The organism is Rhizobium mongolense subsp. loessense, assembly GCF_900099775.1.
GTDB lineage: Bacteria > Pseudomonadota > Alphaproteobacteria > Rhizobiales > Rhizobiaceae > Rhizobium > Rhizobium loessense.
This window is the reverse complement of record NZ_FMTM01000009.1, coordinates 150,480-165,237: the sequence shown is the minus strand read 5'-3', so window position 1 is coordinate 165,237 and position 14,758 is coordinate 150,480. Positions and strand designations below refer to the sequence as shown.

The 14,758-nt window shown below is 59.4% G+C and carries 11 protein-coding genes; 9 read left to right on the top strand and 2 right to left on the bottom strand.

Annotated features, from left to right (window positions below):
* Window positions 1-5: 5 nt before the first annotated feature.
* Window positions 6-1,601 (bottom strand): ABC transporter substrate-binding protein, encoded by a 1,596-nt coding sequence (locus BLP23_RS25385; RefSeq protein WP_092587497.1) that lies wholly within the window; start codon window positions 1,599-1,601, stop codon window positions 6-8.
* 139 nt (window positions 1,602-1,740) lie between these two features.
* Between BLP23_RS25385 and BLP23_RS25380 the strand changes: the two genes are divergently transcribed.
* From BLP23_RS25380 to kdgD, 3 genes are all read left to right on the top strand, one after another.
* Complete coding sequence (locus BLP23_RS25380; protein WP_040116614.1) at window positions 1,741-2,442, top strand: FadR/GntR family transcriptional regulator; 702 nt, start codon at window positions 1,741-1,743, stop codon at window positions 2,440-2,442.
* A gap of 69 nt (window positions 2,443-2,511) precedes the next feature.
* On the top strand, window positions 2,512-3,492 hold the full coding sequence (locus BLP23_RS25375; protein WP_092587496.1) for a mannonate dehydratase: 981 nt from the start codon (window positions 2,512-2,514) through the stop codon (window positions 3,490-3,492).
* Between the two features lie 47 nt (window positions 3,493-3,539).
* Window positions 3,540-4,463: a 5-dehydro-4-deoxyglucarate dehydratase gene (kdgD, locus tag BLP23_RS25370; RefSeq protein ID WP_092587495.1), complete on the top strand. Its 924-nt coding sequence runs from the start codon at window positions 3,540-3,542 to the stop codon at window positions 4,461-4,463.
* Between the two features lie 357 nt (window positions 4,464-4,820).
* Here kdgD and BLP23_RS25365 read toward each other — a convergent pair whose 3' ends face one another.
* Window positions 4,821-6,155, bottom strand: coding sequence for a dicarboxylate/amino acid:cation symporter (locus tag BLP23_RS25365; protein ID WP_208603200.1), 1,335 nt, complete (start codon window positions 6,153-6,155; stop codon window positions 4,821-4,823).
* Between the two features lie 248 nt (window positions 6,156-6,403).
* Between BLP23_RS25365 and BLP23_RS25360 the strand changes: the two genes are divergently transcribed.
* The 6 genes from BLP23_RS25360 to BLP23_RS25335 all read left to right on the top strand — a co-directional run bounded on the left by BLP23_RS25360 (window position 6,404) and on the right by BLP23_RS25335 (window position 14,744).
* The gene (locus tag BLP23_RS25360; RefSeq protein ID WP_092587493.1) at window positions 6,404-8,266 is read left to right on the top strand and encodes a sensor histidine kinase; all 1,863 of its coding nucleotides are present in this window, start codon (window positions 6,404-6,406) and stop codon (window positions 8,264-8,266) included.
* On the top strand, window positions 8,263-9,630 hold the full coding sequence (locus tag BLP23_RS25355) for a sigma-54-dependent transcriptional regulator (protein ID WP_092587492.1): 1,368 nt from the start codon (window positions 8,263-8,265) through the stop codon (window positions 9,628-9,630). The genes BLP23_RS25360 and BLP23_RS25355 overlap by 4 nt, the downstream gene beginning before the upstream one ends.
* Before the next feature lie 396 nt (window positions 9,631-10,026).
* Window positions 10,027-11,151 carry a sugar ABC transporter substrate-binding protein gene (locus tag BLP23_RS25350; RefSeq protein ID WP_092587491.1) on the top strand — a complete coding sequence of 375 codons (1,125 nt, stop codon included), beginning with the start codon at window positions 10,027-10,029 and terminating at the stop codon, window positions 11,149-11,151.
* Window positions 11,152-11,230: 79 nt separating this feature from the next.
* Window positions 11,231-12,784, top strand: coding sequence for a sugar ABC transporter ATP-binding protein (locus BLP23_RS25345; protein ID WP_092587490.1), 1,554 nt, complete (start codon window positions 11,231-11,233; stop codon window positions 12,782-12,784).
* A complete protein-coding gene (locus BLP23_RS25340) occupies window positions 12,781-13,761 on the top strand; it encodes an ABC transporter permease (protein WP_092587489.1) in 981 nt (326 codons plus the stop codon). The genes BLP23_RS25345 and BLP23_RS25340 overlap by 4 nt, the downstream gene beginning before the upstream one ends.
* Window positions 13,758-14,744 carry an ABC transporter permease gene (locus BLP23_RS25335; RefSeq protein WP_092587488.1) on the top strand — a complete coding sequence of 329 codons (987 nt, stop codon included), beginning with the start codon at window positions 13,758-13,760 and terminating at the stop codon, window positions 14,742-14,744. Before BLP23_RS25340 ends, BLP23_RS25335 begins: the two co-directional genes overlap by 4 nt.
* The last annotated feature ends 14 nt before the right edge of the window (window positions 14,745-14,758 follow it).

Below are 14,758 nucleotides of genomic sequence, written 5' to 3'. Positions count from 1 at the left end.
GTCGGTTATTCGGCTTCCGCCTTGGTTACGGCTTCAAGTCGCGTCGTCATGTTCGGGTGGCCGACATAGTCTTTAACGCGCGCATTAAGAACGATCGGCTCATAACGCTCGAAGAGCGGCAGCACAGCCGGCTTGAGGTCGACGAACATCTTTTGCATTTCGACATAGAGCTCGCCGCGTTTCTTGGCATCCGGCTCCAGCGAAGCCTTTGCGGTCAGCTTCGTCAGTTCGGGGATATCCCAGGCCGAGCGCCACACGAAGTTTCCGGCGTTGTTTGCCTCTTTCGAATTGTCCGGATTGCTGGAGAACTGCTCCATCGAGCCAAGGACGTTCGGCATGTAGGCGCCTGTCTGCGGGATCAACAGGTCGAAATCGCGGGCACGGTGGGCCGCGATGATCTCCGATCCATTGCCCTGCTGGATATTGACCTTGATGCCGATCTGCGCAAGCGAGGCCTGGATAGCTGTCGCAAGATCGATACGCGGCGTCTGCGCGATCGTCTTCAAAGATAGCGAAAAGCCATCCTTGAACCCGGCCTCCGCCAGCAGCGACTTGGCCTTTTCGACATCGAGATGCCAGTCGGGGCTCGAAATGGCATATTCGTAATTCTCCGGCACCGGCACCGTCCGCACCCTGCCGTAAGGCCCCATGATCGTCTTTTCGATGCCGGCATAATCGATGCCGTAGGCAATCGCCTCGCGGACCTTTGGATTAGACAGATATTGGTTTCCGGCATTCATGGACAGCACATAGAACCCGCCGGTCGGCACGCGCTGAATTTGGAATCCCTGCTTATTTTGAAACGTCGCAAGATCAGATGCGCTCAATGCGCTTGCAATGTCGATGTCGCCGCGCTCCAGCATCAGGCGCTCGACCTGGCTTTCGGGAACATGCCGGATAACGACGCGCCGCATCTTCGGTTCGCCCCCGACATAATCCTTGTTGACGTCCAGGATGACGATTTCGTTGGGTGTCCAGCGATTGAGCGTGAAGGGCCCCGAACCGGCAGAGTTCGTGCGCAGCCATGCGTTTCCAAAGTCGTTATCCTTGACATGCTTCTCAACCTCGACGCTGTCGACAACGCTGGTGGTCACCATGGCGAGACGATAAAGAAGCAATTCCGGGGTAACCTCGCCCGAAAGATCAATGCGCACTGTACGCTCGTCGGGTGCCGTCACCAGCTTTTCAACATTGTCAGCATTATAGCCGACCCGCTTCAGGTTGGCCGCAGCCGCCTGGTTCATCTTGAGGAGACGCGTCAGCGAAAAAACAACATCCTTGGATGTCACCGGATTGCCGGAGGCAAACGCCGCCTCCCTGAGCTTGAACGTGATCCCTTTGTCATCGATCGCCCAGCTCTCTGCCAGTTGCGGAGCGATCTTTCCCCCCGGCGTCGCCAGGACCAGACGGTCATAGAGATTGCACATGATTTCATTGGCCTTGCCTTCCGTCGCCTGCTGCGGATCAAGCGACAACACCTGGGCAAGCGACGTGCCGATGACGAGTTGGTCCTTCGGCGTTTCGGCGACAGCGACAGAAGCAGTCAGCGCCAGCAAGCTGATGGCGGCCCCAACGAATAGCCCCTTACGAAAATGCTTCATTTCAATTCCTCCCTGGTCTACTATAGAAGACATATTATGTCATCGGTATGTCGTATTATGATTTACAGAACTTCCCGCGGGTTGGCAAGAGCCGCCCATGGGCATTTGCGACAGGCGCTGTGAGGGTTGGGATTTAAGAATGCGACGGAGCCGGGAAAGACTTGCACAGCAGTTGATCGATCAGATGCGTGCCCAGATCGAATCAGGAAAGCTCAAAGAGGGTGACCAGTTGCCCACCGAGCCGCAACTGGAGGCGACTTTCGGCGTGAGCCGCACGGTTGTTCGCGAAGCCATCGCGGATCTTCGCTCAGCCGGCTATGTCCGGCCGATCCAGGGAAAGGGAGTGTTCGTCAGCAATCCGTCCGCACAAAAGGCATTTTCCTTAACGCCGGTTGAAATCAAGAGCATCCCGGAAACCCTTGAATTGCTTGAATTTCGCATGGCGGCAGAGGGAGAAGCGGCAGCCATTGCGGCCTATCGAAGAACTGCTGAACAAGAGGCCGCGATCCGTGCAGCCAACCGCAAGATGGCGCAGATGATCGAAGATGGCGCCCCCACTGTTGAAGCAGATTACGAGTTTCACATGGCGATTGCGGCAGCGACGAATAACCGTTTTTATGTCGACGTCTTGCGGCATTTCGGGCCTCGCGCCATTCCCAGGGGGCAGTTCCCGACGCTGCCCGAGGCTCATGATCGCGCCTACCTCGACAAGGTTCACGCAGAACACATCGAGATCCTTGAGGCCATTGCGGATCAGGAACCCGAGCGGGCGCGGCAGGCCATGCGTGCGCATTTGCTTGCCAGCCAGCGGCGCTACCGGATGCTGGCCGAACAGCAATAAGATACTCGACACCTCTCGAAATTCATATTATGTCATATGACATTGCTGAATTGGAGAGGATTTCAAACCATGTATGTTGGAACCCAGGTCGCGGTTCGGGACGACGACGATTTCCGTGTTTTCGCACAGCTCGGGCTGAAGCATATCTGCGCCGACCCGCCTGGACCGCCTGCGAGCTGGACCCTCGATGACCTGGAACGCCACCGCGACAAGGTCGAGAGCTTCGGATTGGTTCTCGATATGGTCCAGTTGCCCCTTCCCTCGCGGCCGATCGAGAACGCCTCTTATCCAGATATTCTGCTTGCCGGTCCCCAGCGTGATCGTCAGATCGATGCCGTCTGCAGACTGATCGAGGATATTGCCACTGCTGGCATTCCAGCGGCGAAGTACAACCTCAACCTCATCGGCATCCCCCGCACGCCGATGGAACCGGGCCGCGGCGGCTCGATGAACGAGGCCTTTCGCTGGGAAAAAGCCGATCAGGCGGCGGCGGCGGGCCTTGCCGGCGAGCTTTCGGAGGACGAAAACTGGGAAAGAATCGATTATTTCCTCAAGCGTGTCGTGCCGGTTGCCGAAACCAATCGCGTGCGGCTCGCCTGCCATCCGCATGATCCCTACACACCCCCCGGCTATCGCGGCGTCACCCGCGTCCTTGGGACGGTCGACGGCCTGAAGAAATTCGTGACCATGCACGAAAGCCCCTATCACGGACTGAATTTCTGCCAGGGGTCGATCGGCGAGATGCTTGAGAACCCGCGTGAAGAAATCGATGACATCATCCGCTGGTTCGGAACGCGCGGAAAAATCTTCAATGTCCACTTCCGCAACATCAGAGGCGGAAAGCTGTCCTTCATGGAAACCTTCCCCGACGAGGGCGACATGGACATGGTCCGCTCTGCACGGATCTACAAAGAGGTCGGCTACAAATACATGCTGATGCCCGACCACGTCCCGACGATCAGCGGCAGGGATCCTTCCGGCGTCGCCTTTGCCTTTTGCTATGGCTACATCGCAGCGCTCGTCGAAGCGCTTGAGACAGCGTCTATCTAAGCCGATCCCGCATCCCTTCATCAATGAACATCAAACAGGAATGAACAATGGATCCAATTGAACTCAAGCGAGCGGTGGGCAGCGGACTCCTCTCCTTCCCGGTCACACATTTCCATCAAGATCTCAAATTCGACGAGGATGCTTACCGCACGCACATCGAATGGCTGGCCGGCTATGGCGCAGCCGCTTTGTTCGCCGCAGGCGGTACCGGCGAATTCTTTTCGCTCAATCCGCAGGAAATTCCTTCCGTCGTGGCGGCGGCAAAAGGATCGGCCGGGAAAACACCGATCATCTCCGGCGCCGGATACGGCACCTCGCTTGCAATCGACATCGCGAAATCCGCCGAAAAATCCGGCGCAGACGGTTTGTTGCTTTTGCCGCCCTACCTGATGTTCAGCGAACAAGCCGGCCTCATCAACCATGTGAGGGCCGTCTGCAAGTCGGTCGGCATCGGTGTCATCGTCTATAACCGTGATAATGCGGTCTTGACGGCGGACAGTATTGCAAGGCTTTGCGATGAGTGCCCGAACCTTGTCGGCTTTAAAGACGGCGTAGGTGATGTCGACAAGGTGATCGAGATCACAACCAAGCTTCAGGACCGTCTGGTCTATGTCGGCGGCATGCCGACGCATGAGGTGTATGCGCAGGCCTATTTTGCAGCCGGCGTCACCACTTACTCCTCGGCCGTGTTTAATTTTGTACCGGCGCTCGCCCAGCGTTTCTATCAGGCGCTTCGCTCAGGCAATCAGCCTGTTGTCGACGAGATCCTCAAGAATTTCTTCTTTCCTTTTGTGGCGTTGCGCAACCGCAAGAAGGGTTACGCGGTCTCGATCATCAAGGCCGGGCTGCGGGTGCTTGACCGGGACCCCGGCCCTGTCCGTCCGCCACTTATTGATCTCAGCCCGGAAGAAACGGCGCTGCTTGAGCGTATCGTTCAGGCAAACGACATCGAGAAAATCGCCGCGGAATAAAGAGGCAGCAGGGCTATACTGTTCCCTCCCAGCCGTCCTGAACAACCTCTTCAAGAACGGCCGCGCGGCATAATTGGACCTGCGCGGCCGTCTGCTGACGAAGCTTTTCGCCCAACAACAGGCTCAGCACGCGCGCGGCGAGATTTCGATCTGGCCGCCATCATGGCTCCAGCCGATGGCCATGACGCTCTTTCGCCGGTAAACGTTGCCATTCCCTTGGCAAGCTCGACCCCGCTCGCCTGCGCGTTGCGCGTCGCATTGACGAACAAGAGAAAGTGTCTTTTCGCCTTTGTGGAGGCGAAAAGGCCGCGCTCGCTTGAGAGCGCGGCGACTTCTTGATCGGTGACAGTTCAGACTTTATTCGGCAGCCTGCAGTGCCGGCACGGTCACGTCACCATTCTCCGGCAGCTCACCGGCCATTGCCGCAGCAAACTTCGTCTGGTCCAGTTCGTTCTCCCAGCGCGCGACGACAACGGTGGCGACTGCGTTTCCGACGAAATTCGTCAACGCACGGCATTCCGACATGAAGCGGTCGATGCCGAGGATGAGCGCCATGCCGGCGACGGGAACCGACGGAACGACGGAGAGCGTGGCAGCGAGCGTGATGAAGCCCGCGCCGGTGATGCCTGCAGCCCCCTTCGAACTCAGCATGGCGACCAGCAAGAGCAGGATCTGGTCGGCGAAGGACAGCGGCGTATCCGTCGCCTGGGCGATGAACAGGGCTGCCAGTGTCATGTAGATGTTGGTTCCGTCGAGATTGAAGGAATAGCCGGTGGGGATCACCAGCCCGACGACGGAGCGCTTGCAGCCGGCTTGTTCCATCTTCGCCATGAGGCCGGGAAGAGCTGCTTCCGACGACGACGTACCCAAAACAAGCAGCAGTTCTTCCTTGATATAGCGGATCAGCGCCAGGATCGAGAAGCCGTTGTAGCGGGCAACCCCGCCAAGCACGACGAGCACGAAAAGCAGCGATGTCAGATAGAAGGTGCCGATGAGCATCGCGAGGTTGGCGATCGAACCGATGCCATATTTGCCGATCGTAAAGGCCATGGCGCCGAAGGCTCCGATGGGGGCCGCCTTCATCAGGATCGCCACGAGGCGGAAGATCGGCGTCGTCAAAGCCTGCAGGAAATCCACGACCGGCCGGCCGCGATCGCCGACCATGGCCAGCGCAATACCGAACAGCACCGAGAAGAACAGAACCTGCAGGATGTCGCCGTCGGCGAAAGCACCGACGATGGTCGTCGGGATGATGTTCATCAAGAAGCCGGTAATCGTCGAGTCATGGGCTTTTTCGGCATAGGTCGCCACCGCCTTGGCGTCGAGCGTGGCGGGATCGATATGCATGCCTGCACCCGGCTGGATGACGTTGGAAACGACAAGACCAACGGCAAGTGCGAGCGTCGAAAAGACGAGGAAGTAGATCATCGCCTTGCCGGCGACGCGCCCGACCTTGTGCAGATCGGACATGCCGGCGATACCGGTTGCTACCGTCAGGAAAATGACCGGCGCAATGATCATCTTGACGAGCTTGATAAAGGCATCGCCAAGCGGTTTCAGCGCCGTGCCGACCTCGGGATAGAAGTGCCCGAGCAGCATGCCTGCACAGATGGCGAAAACGACCTGCACATAGAGATGCCGGTAGAATGGAACTTTGCCGCGCGCCGGCGCGGCTGGAATTGCTACACCCATAGTGTCCTCCATAAAGCCCCAAACCGACAATGGCCTCCCGGGGCGGATGATGCGGATATCTGGTAATTCAACAGCCACCCGGCTGTTTGCAGACACTTTGCAACAGGCGTGCCAGTTTGCTTTTATGCCTCTAAAGTGCTGTTTTTTCGTACCTTCTTAAAAAGCTGCTCGCGAAAGCGAGCCCGCTTGGGCGTCTTTTCGCACAAAGTGATTTGACCCCTTGTGCGAGATTGCGCACATTCTCCGCCATGCTTCAGCGATCAACCACAGACAACGTTCGAACTCCGCCGGACGTCATTCGGCAGGCGCGCCGTGCCTGGATCCTTTTTTTGGCTGCATCTGCGATCCTGATTGCGGCAGCGCTCGTAGGCGCCGAACTTTACGGGCGCCGGTCGGCGATCGAAGCGCTGGAAAGCCAGGCCCGCACCGACGCCAATCTCAAGGTCGCCTTGCTGACGGCCGTTTTGGAGCGCCCTCGCGCCCTGCCGCTTCTTCTTTCGGAGGATCAACAGGTTCTCGACGCCCTTTCGTCTGCAAAGAGCGGCACGACCGATCTCTTGAACCGCAAGCTGGAGCGGCTCGTCACCGGTACGCAAGCCGCCGTGCTTTATGTCATCGGTCCGGACGGGATAGCCGTCTCCTCAAGCAACTGGCGCGAGCCGATCAGTTTCGTTGGAAACGACTACGCGTTCCGTGACTATTTCCGTCGCGCGATGGAGCAAGGCACGGCTGAACATTTCGCGCTTGGCAGCGTCAGCAAACGTCCCGGCCTTTACATCTCCCGCAGGGTCGGCAGCGCGGCTGCTCCGCTCGGCGTCGTGGTCGTCAAAATGGAATTCGACCGCCTGGAAAACGACTGGCGTGACGCAAGCCGGCCCGTTTACGTGACGGACAACCATGGGGTCGTTCTGATCACGAGCATTCCTTCCTGGCGTTTCATGACCACCGGGCCTGTACCGCAGCAGGATCTTGCATCCATTCGAAGCAGCCTGCAGTTCGGAGATGCACCGCTGGCAGAGCTTCCCATCATGCATCCGTCAACCATCGGCCCGGACGCATCCATTGTTTCTGCCGTCCTGCCCGGCGGCGGAGAGGCCTGGTATCTGCGCCTCTTTGCGGCCGTTCCGACAACGCCATGGCGGCTGGAATATTTAGTTCCAACCGAAATGCCGCTCGCGTCGGCCGTACGGGAGATGCGGCTTCTCGCACTGGCGTTTTTGCTGCCGATTCTCGCAATCGCGGCCTTTTTGCTGAGACGGCGGCAGGTCTCCGTGATGAGGATCGCCAGCGAACAGGCCATGCGCGAGGAACTGGAGCGCCGGGTCGTTGCCAGGACAGATGAATTGAGCCGTGCTCGCGATCGCTTGCAGGCGGAAATTTCCGATCATCGCGATACGGAGGCGAAGCTGCAGATCGTTCAACAGGAGCTCGTGCAGGCGAACCGGCTCGCCATTCTCGGGCAGGTTGCAGCCGGCGTCGCCCATGAGATCAATCAGCCGGTTGCCACGATCCGCGCTTACGCAGATAACGCCCGCGTCTTCCTACAGCGGCAAGAGCCAAGTCCGGCCGAGGAGAATTTAGGCGCCATTGCTCAGCTCACCGAAAGAATCGGCACGATTACCGAGGAATTGAAAGCCTTTGCGCGCAAGGGGAGGACGGCTGCCGAACCCGTTGAGCTCAGCAGCATCATCGAAGGCGCCGTCGTCTTGCTGAAGAGCCGGTTTGCCGGGCAGTTGAACGCACTCGACATCCGAATGCCGCCACCAGGACTCTTCGTCATGGGCAATCGAATCCGGCTGGAGCAGATCCTGATCAATCTCTTCCAGAACGCCCTTGAGGCGCTCGAAGGCCGCGACGACGCGAAGGTGGAGATATCCGTTGCAGAAACGCCCGAGCAGGTCGCCATCGCCGTTTCGGATAATGGACCCGGCATTCCACCGGCAATTCTCGACACTCTTTTTACGCCGTTTCAAACATCCAAGGAAAAGGGCTTGGGCCTCGGGCTTGTCATTTCTAAGGACATTGTTGCCGATTACGGCGGCCGGATCGATGTCACAAGCAGCGGCAACGGCACATGTTTTACAGTCCACCTTATGAGGGCAAAGGCATGAAGGATGCGTTATCGATCTTTCTCATCGACGATGACAAGGACCTTCTTCGGGCCACCAAGCAAACCTTGGAGCTTGCGGGCTTTAAAGTTTCAGACTTTTCGGTGGCAAGTGAAGCGCTCGGTGCCCTTAACGCCGATTTTGCAGGCGCGATCGTTTCCGATATCCGCATGCCGCAGATTGACGGCCTGCAGCTTTTCGATCGCGTGCGGAAGGAAGATGAGGACCTGCCGGTCATCCTGATCACCGGCCACGGCGATATTCCAATGGCGGTGAAGGCCATTCAGGACGGCGCATACGACTTCATCACCAAACCGTTTGCAACCGACAGGCTGGTGCAAGCAGTCAAAAGGGCGGTCGAAAAACGCGGCCTCGTTCTGGAGAATAGGGCGCTCCGCCGGGCCGCCGACCAAGCTCGGGACGACCTGCCGCTGATCGGCCAGACACCGACCATGGAGCGGCTGCGCCGGACCTTGCGCCAGATCGCCGATACCGAGGTCGACGTGCTCGTCACGGGCGAGACCGGCAGCGGCAAGGAGGTGGTCGCCAGCCTGCTGCATCGATGGAGCCGCAGAGCATCGGGCAATTTCGTTGCGCTCAACTGCGGGGCGCTGCCCGAGACGGTCATAGAGAGCGAGCTCTTCGGCCATGAGCCCGGCGCCTTTACCGGAGCGCAAAAGAAACGCGTCGGGCGCATCGAGCATGCAAGCGGCGGCACGCTTTTTCTCGACGAGATCGAGAGCATGCCTCCATCGACCCAGGTGCATATGCTGCGCGTTCTCGAGATGCGGGAAGTGACGCCGCTCGGCACTAATGAGGTCAGGCCCGTCGACCTGCGCGTCGTGGCCGCTGCAAAGGTGGATCTTGGAGACGCAGAACAGCGTGGGGATTTTCGTGAGGATCTCTATTACCGGCTCAATGTAGTGACGATCTCGATCCCGCCGCTTAGAGAGCGCCGGGACGATATCCCCCTCCTCTTTGGCCATTTTGCCGAACGCGCCGCGTCGCGGTTCAAACGCGAAGTTCCCGCGATCTCGTCGGCCGTTCAACGTCATTTGCAGGGTCACGACTGGCCAGGCAACGTGCGCGAGCTGTCGCACTTTGCCGAACGCTTCGTCCTCGGCGTTGAGCAGTTACCGGCAAGTACACCGCCGTCGGCACCTGAGACGGGCGAAGCCCTTCCCCTGCCCGAGAGACTGGACCGCTATGAGGCCAGCATCATCCGTGAGGCGCTCGATGCCAATGGCGGCGACGTCCGCCGCACGATTGCCGAGCTCGGCATACCGCGCAAGACTTTTTACGACAAGCTCCAGCGCCACGGCATCGTCCGCAGTCAATTCGCAGCATCCAAATCCGGGCAGATCTAAACGGAGCTAGCAAATTCTACAGGCGGCCTTCATCCGCACCGCTCGGTTGTGGCGTATCCAGGTTCGGTTTAAACGGCCGCGCCATAGAAAGGCGGCAGCAAAAGACCCGCCATCGCTCTCGGTTTAGACATCGATTGCGCAAAAATGCAATGCTTCTTAATCGCAAGAATCCCTGACAGAGCAGGTCGTTCCAGGTCGCTTTACAATCATGGTTGGCAGCGCTAGCATCGCCCGCATGACGCAGGGGAGAGGAGCCCGTCTGACGTCATCTGGACAGCGTATCGACATGCCTTGCCGGACCGGCACCCGACTGCAGAAAACAATCCGCAGCGGCCGTCGATGATGCCGACACCCATTCGATGCCAGTCCAAGCACGGCAACAAATGGGAGGATTCGATGTACAAGACATTGGTCGGCGGCATCCTGGCCGCGGCTGCATTCACGCTTTGCCACTCCACGGCCCTTGCCGAGCCGGAAATCGTCAGCGGGCCTGCGGCCGAAGCTGACTGCTTCGTGCCGTGGACGGCAGAAACCAAGTTCTTCAAGTTTCCAAAGAAGGACGGCCCCTACCGCATAGCGCTCGCCAACGGCTATATCGCCAATACCTGGCGCATCCAGATGATCCAGACGGCGAAAGCCTATGCCGCCCAGCCGGATGTCGCCTCCAAACTGAAGGAGTTCAAGGTCGTTTCGACTGGCGAGGACGTGCCTGCCCAGATTTCGGCAATCAACAACTTCATCGATTCAGGCTATGACGCCATCGTCGTCAATGCGCAGAACCCGACGGCATTCGGACCGGTCATCAAGCGCGCCAAGCAGGCCGGCGTCGTCCTGGTCGCCTTCGACAACATCCTCGACACCGAAGACGCAATCAACGTCAACGTCGACCAGAAGGGCCTCGGCGTATTGTGGGCAAACTGGCTGGCAAAGCACCTGCCTGACGGCGGCAAGGTTCTCGAAGTGCGCGGCGTTGCCGGCACCTCGGTCGATACCGACCGTCACAACGGCATTCACGAAACCTTCGCTGCGACCGGCAAGAAATGGGATGTCGTCGAAGTGCTCGGAAAATGGGACGATCCGACAGCACAAAAGGCGACCGCTGACGCAATTGCCGTACACAAGAAATTTGACGGCATCACCGCGCAGGGCGGCGATACCGGCGTCGTACAGGCGATGATCGATGCCGGACATCCGTTTGTGCCTTTCGGGGGAGAGACGGAAAACGGCTTTCGCAAGTTCTGCGCCAAGCACGCCGCCGAGGGCCTGAAATGCTCGTCGGCCGGTACGGGACCGGCACAGGTCGCGGTTGCCATCAAGACGGCGATCGCTGCGCTGGAAGGACAGGTCGTGCCGCAATCCATCAAGCTGCCGCTGGCAATCGTTGAAGATCCAAACTTCAAGGAAGGCCAGGACTTTTACCCCGATCAATCCGACAACTTCTTCGTCGGCAATGCCTTCCCGACCTGCGGCATCAACTTCACCGCGCAGGAGATCATGGGGCAGTCGAAGGAAAACCAGTAGACCGGGTCCAAGCCGCTCGCTTGAACGGCGCGTCGCGGGTATCCGCGGCGCGCCAGAAAAACCGGTTTCGAGGAGCCTTATGATCACATCAGAAATACCGGCGGCAACGCCCCTCTTCCAGATGAGCGGTGTCTCGAAGCGTTATGGCGGCGTTCACGCACTGGAAAATGCCGAACTTGCCGTAAGACCCGGGCGGATTCACGCCATTCTCGGCGAGAATGGCGCCGGAAAATCGACCCTTATCAAGATCATGGCAGGTGTCGTCGCGCCCGATGAAGGCCAAATGTTGCTGAACGGACGCCCGGTCAGCTTCAGGTCCCCCGCCGAAGCCTCCGCTGCCGGGGTCACCTGCGTGTTCCAGGAGCTTTCGCTCATTCCCGACCTGAGCGTTGCCGACAACATCTGCATCGCCGCGCCGCCGCGCCATTTCGGCCTGATCAATCGCAAGGCCCAGCGTGCGATCGCAGAGGAGATGCTGGCCCGGGCCGGCGCCGAAGACATCCATCCGCGGGCGCTGATCAAGGATTTGTCTTTGTCGCGTCGGCAACTGGTCGAGATCGCCAAGGCGCTCGCATGGAAGCCGCGCATTCTTATTCTCGACGAAGGAACGTCAGCGCTGACGGCGGCTGATGTCGCCAAGGTTTTTTCCGTCCTGAGGCGACTGCGATCCGAGGGCCTGGCGCTGCTTTACATTTCACACCGCATGCAGGAGATCGCCGAACTGGCCGATGAATGCACGGTTTTGCGCAATGGCCGCAATGTCATGAGCTTTGCTGCCGGAACGCGCAGCGGCAGCGAGATCGTCGAAATGATGATCGGCCGTGAATATTCCAGCGCCTTCCCGCCGAAGCCGGCGCGAGCGGCAGCCGATACGGCTCCTCCCCCTCTTGAGTGCCGCAACCTCAGCTGGGGGGGCAGCCTGCGCGACATTTCTCTTACCGTCGGCAGAGGCGAGGTGGTCGGCCTTGGCGGTCTGGACGGGCAAGGACAGCGCGAAATGCTGCTTGCCCTTTTCGGCGTGCTTCGCGGCACCACCGGCTCCGTCCTTGTCGATGGCAAGCCCGTCGCAATCACCAGTCCGGCAGTGGCACGCTCAAAGCATATAGGCATGGCTCTGATCCCCGAGGACCGCAAGACCGAAGGATTGATGCTGCCGATGACGGTGCGGGAAAATCTCTCCTTCGCGGTGCTGGACCGGGTATCCAAGGGTGGGGTCATAGACCGGCAAAAGGAAGAACAGCTGATCGACGAGATGGTGCAGTTGCTGGCGATCAAGACGGCAGGCCTCGACATTCCGGTCGGCGCGCTTTCTGGCGGCAATCAGCAAAAAGTCGTCATCGCCAAGTGGCTGATGCGGCGGCCCCGGATCGTGCTGCTCAACGACCCCACACGCGGCATCGATGTCGGCACCAAGCAGGAAATTTACCAGTTGCTGCGGCGGCTTGCCGAGGCAGGCGCGGCCATCCTTTTTTATTCGACGGATTACGATGAACTGATCGGCTGCTGCGATCGCGTTCTCGTCGTTTATAACGGCAGCATCGTGCGCGAACTGAGGGACGACGGCATTACACAGCATGCTTTGGTCGCAAGCGCGCTCAATGTCGAGGGCAAGAAGGCGGAGAGCGCGGCATGAAGGAATGGCGTTACCGGTTGAACGAACGGCGCAGCACGCTGATGGCCGCCGGTATTTTCCTCGTCATGTTTGCCATCTATGTCTCCAATCATCCGGCCGGCTTAACGGCCAATGTCGTGCAGACCGCCGCCAACAAGGGTGTTCTGCTTGCCTTCGTCGCGATGGCGCAGACGCTGGTCGTGATCACGGCGGGCATCGACCTATCCGTCGGCATGATCTTCATCCTTACCAATGCGCTGGCTTCCTGGATCGTTCTGGGAACGGCGATCGAAACGGCCTTCGGCGTGATCGCCGTTCTGGCCACCGGTCTTTTCTGCGGGGCATTGAACGGCCTGATCGTCATTTATGGGAGATTGCAGCCGATTGTCGCCACCATCGCGACGGGCGCGGTCTTCTTCGGGATCGCCTTGCTGCTGCGGCCCTTTCCCGGCGGCTCGGTCAATGAGGAACTGGCAGATATCATGACCGGAAAGATATTCGGCACCGTCCCCGCCAGCCTGGTTGCCCTAGCTGCCATCGTCGTCATCATTTGGGTGCCGTTCAGCCGCTCGATCATCGGACGGACAGCTTATGCATCCGGCTCCTCGGAAACCGCAGCCTATATGTCCGGACTACCGATCCGCCGCGCCAAGTTTACTGCCTATGCCCTGGCCGGTCTTCTTGCCTCGATCGGCGGTCTGTTTCTCACATTCTTCACTTTCACGGGCGAGGCAGCCCTTGCGAGCGGCAATGCCTACACGCTTTTTTCCATCGCCTCGGTCGTCCTCGGCGGCGTATCCCTTTTTGGCGGCAAGGGCAGCGCGATCGGTGCGATATTCGGAGCGCTCGCTTTCCGCACCATCGGCGACCTGCTTTTCGTCTTCGATTTCGATCCGCTATGGCAGCCTCTGTTCCAGGGTGTGGTGCTGCTCGTCGCCGTCAGCCTCGGAGCCTTCGGATTGTTCCGCGTCCGCAATCGCCTGGAGTGGTTCGGATGAGCAACGCAACGCGAGAAGAGCCGGTGCGCTCTCTGCCTAAAATCGTGCGGCGGCTCGATCCGGCGATCGCGACGGCCTTCGGCTGCATCATCCTTTTGCTGATCATCGGCAGTTTTTATTCGACGAGTTTCCTGTCGCCCGAATATCTCCTGCAGCAGTTGAAAGTGGCATCCTTCCTTGGCGTCATTGCCACCGGCATGATGATCGTCATCCTGCTCGGCCAGATCGATCTTTCCGTTCCCTGGTCGGTCGCCGTTGGCGGAATGATGGCTTGTGCTGCGGCCGCATATGGTCCTGCAGGCGAGATGCTTGCTATTCCGTTCGGAATTGTCTGCGGCATGGCGATCGGCCTCGCCAACGGGATCGGCGTCGCTTATCTGCGCATTCCCTCGATGATCATCACGCTTGCGACCAACGCCGTCGCGCAGGGGTTGATGGTTCTTTATACCGGTGGTTTCTCGCCACAGGATTCGGCTACATTTGCCATGCGTTACCTGGCAACCGGCTTTCTTCTCCCCGGCATACCCAATGCCGTGCTCATCTGGGCCGTGATCGGTGCGAGCACCGTCTTTGCCCTCACACGCACCACTTTCGGCCGCTCCGTCTACGGCATTGGCAACCGCGAGAGCGCGGCCTATCTTTCCGGCATCAACACCCGCCGGATCGTCCTGATCGCCTTCATCGCCTCCGGTGCCCTCAGTGCCTTTGGCGGCGTCCTGCTTGCCGGCTATGCGTCGAAGGCAGCCCAATCGATGGGCGACGCCTATCTTTTGCCCTCGATCGCCGCCGTCGTCCTCGGCGGAACATCCATTCTCGGCGGCAGGGGTTCTTACCTCGGCACGGTCGCCGGCGTGATCTTAATCACCCTCCTGCAGTCGATCCTCTCGGTCATGCAGATGCCGGAGGCAGGACGGCAGATCATCTACGGCGTAGTCATCATCGCCATGCTGCTGCTTTACGGCCGCAGCCCTGCCAACCGGTGACCCGAGCAAACCTG

Coding starts and splice junctions, on each gene's coding strand:
- BLP23_RS25385 (WP_092587497.1), bottom strand. CDS start 1,601: ATGAAGCATTTTCGTAAGGGGCTATTCGTTGGGGCCGCCATCAGCTTG.
- BLP23_RS25360 (WP_092587493.1), top strand. CDS start 6,404: ATGCTTCAGCGATCAACCACAGACAACGTTCGAACTCCGCCGGACGTC.
- kdgD (WP_092587495.1), top strand. CDS start 3,540: ATGGATCCAATTGAACTCAAGCGAGCGGTGGGCAGCGGACTCCTCTCC.
- BLP23_RS25375 (WP_092587496.1), top strand. CDS start 2,512: ATGTATGTTGGAACCCAGGTCGCGGTTCGGGACGACGACGATTTCCGT.
- BLP23_RS25350 (WP_092587491.1), top strand. CDS start 10,027: ATGTACAAGACATTGGTCGGCGGCATCCTGGCCGCGGCTGCATTCACG.
- BLP23_RS25365 (WP_208603200.1), bottom strand. CDS start 6,155: ATGGGTGTAGCAATTCCAGCCGCGCCGGCGCGCGGCAAAGTTCCATTC.
- BLP23_RS25355 (WP_092587492.1), top strand. CDS start 8,263: ATGAAGGATGCGTTATCGATCTTTCTCATCGACGATGACAAGGACCTT.
- BLP23_RS25340 (WP_092587489.1), top strand. CDS start 12,781: ATGAAGGAATGGCGTTACCGGTTGAACGAACGGCGCAGCACGCTGATG.
- BLP23_RS25380 (WP_040116614.1), top strand. CDS start 1,741: ATGCGACGGAGCCGGGAAAGACTTGCACAGCAGTTGATCGATCAGATG.
- BLP23_RS25335 (WP_092587488.1), top strand. CDS start 13,758: ATGAGCAACGCAACGCGAGAAGAGCCGGTGCGCTCTCTGCCTAAAATC.
- BLP23_RS25345 (WP_092587490.1), top strand. CDS start 11,231: ATGATCACATCAGAAATACCGGCGGCAACGCCCCTCTTCCAGATGAGC.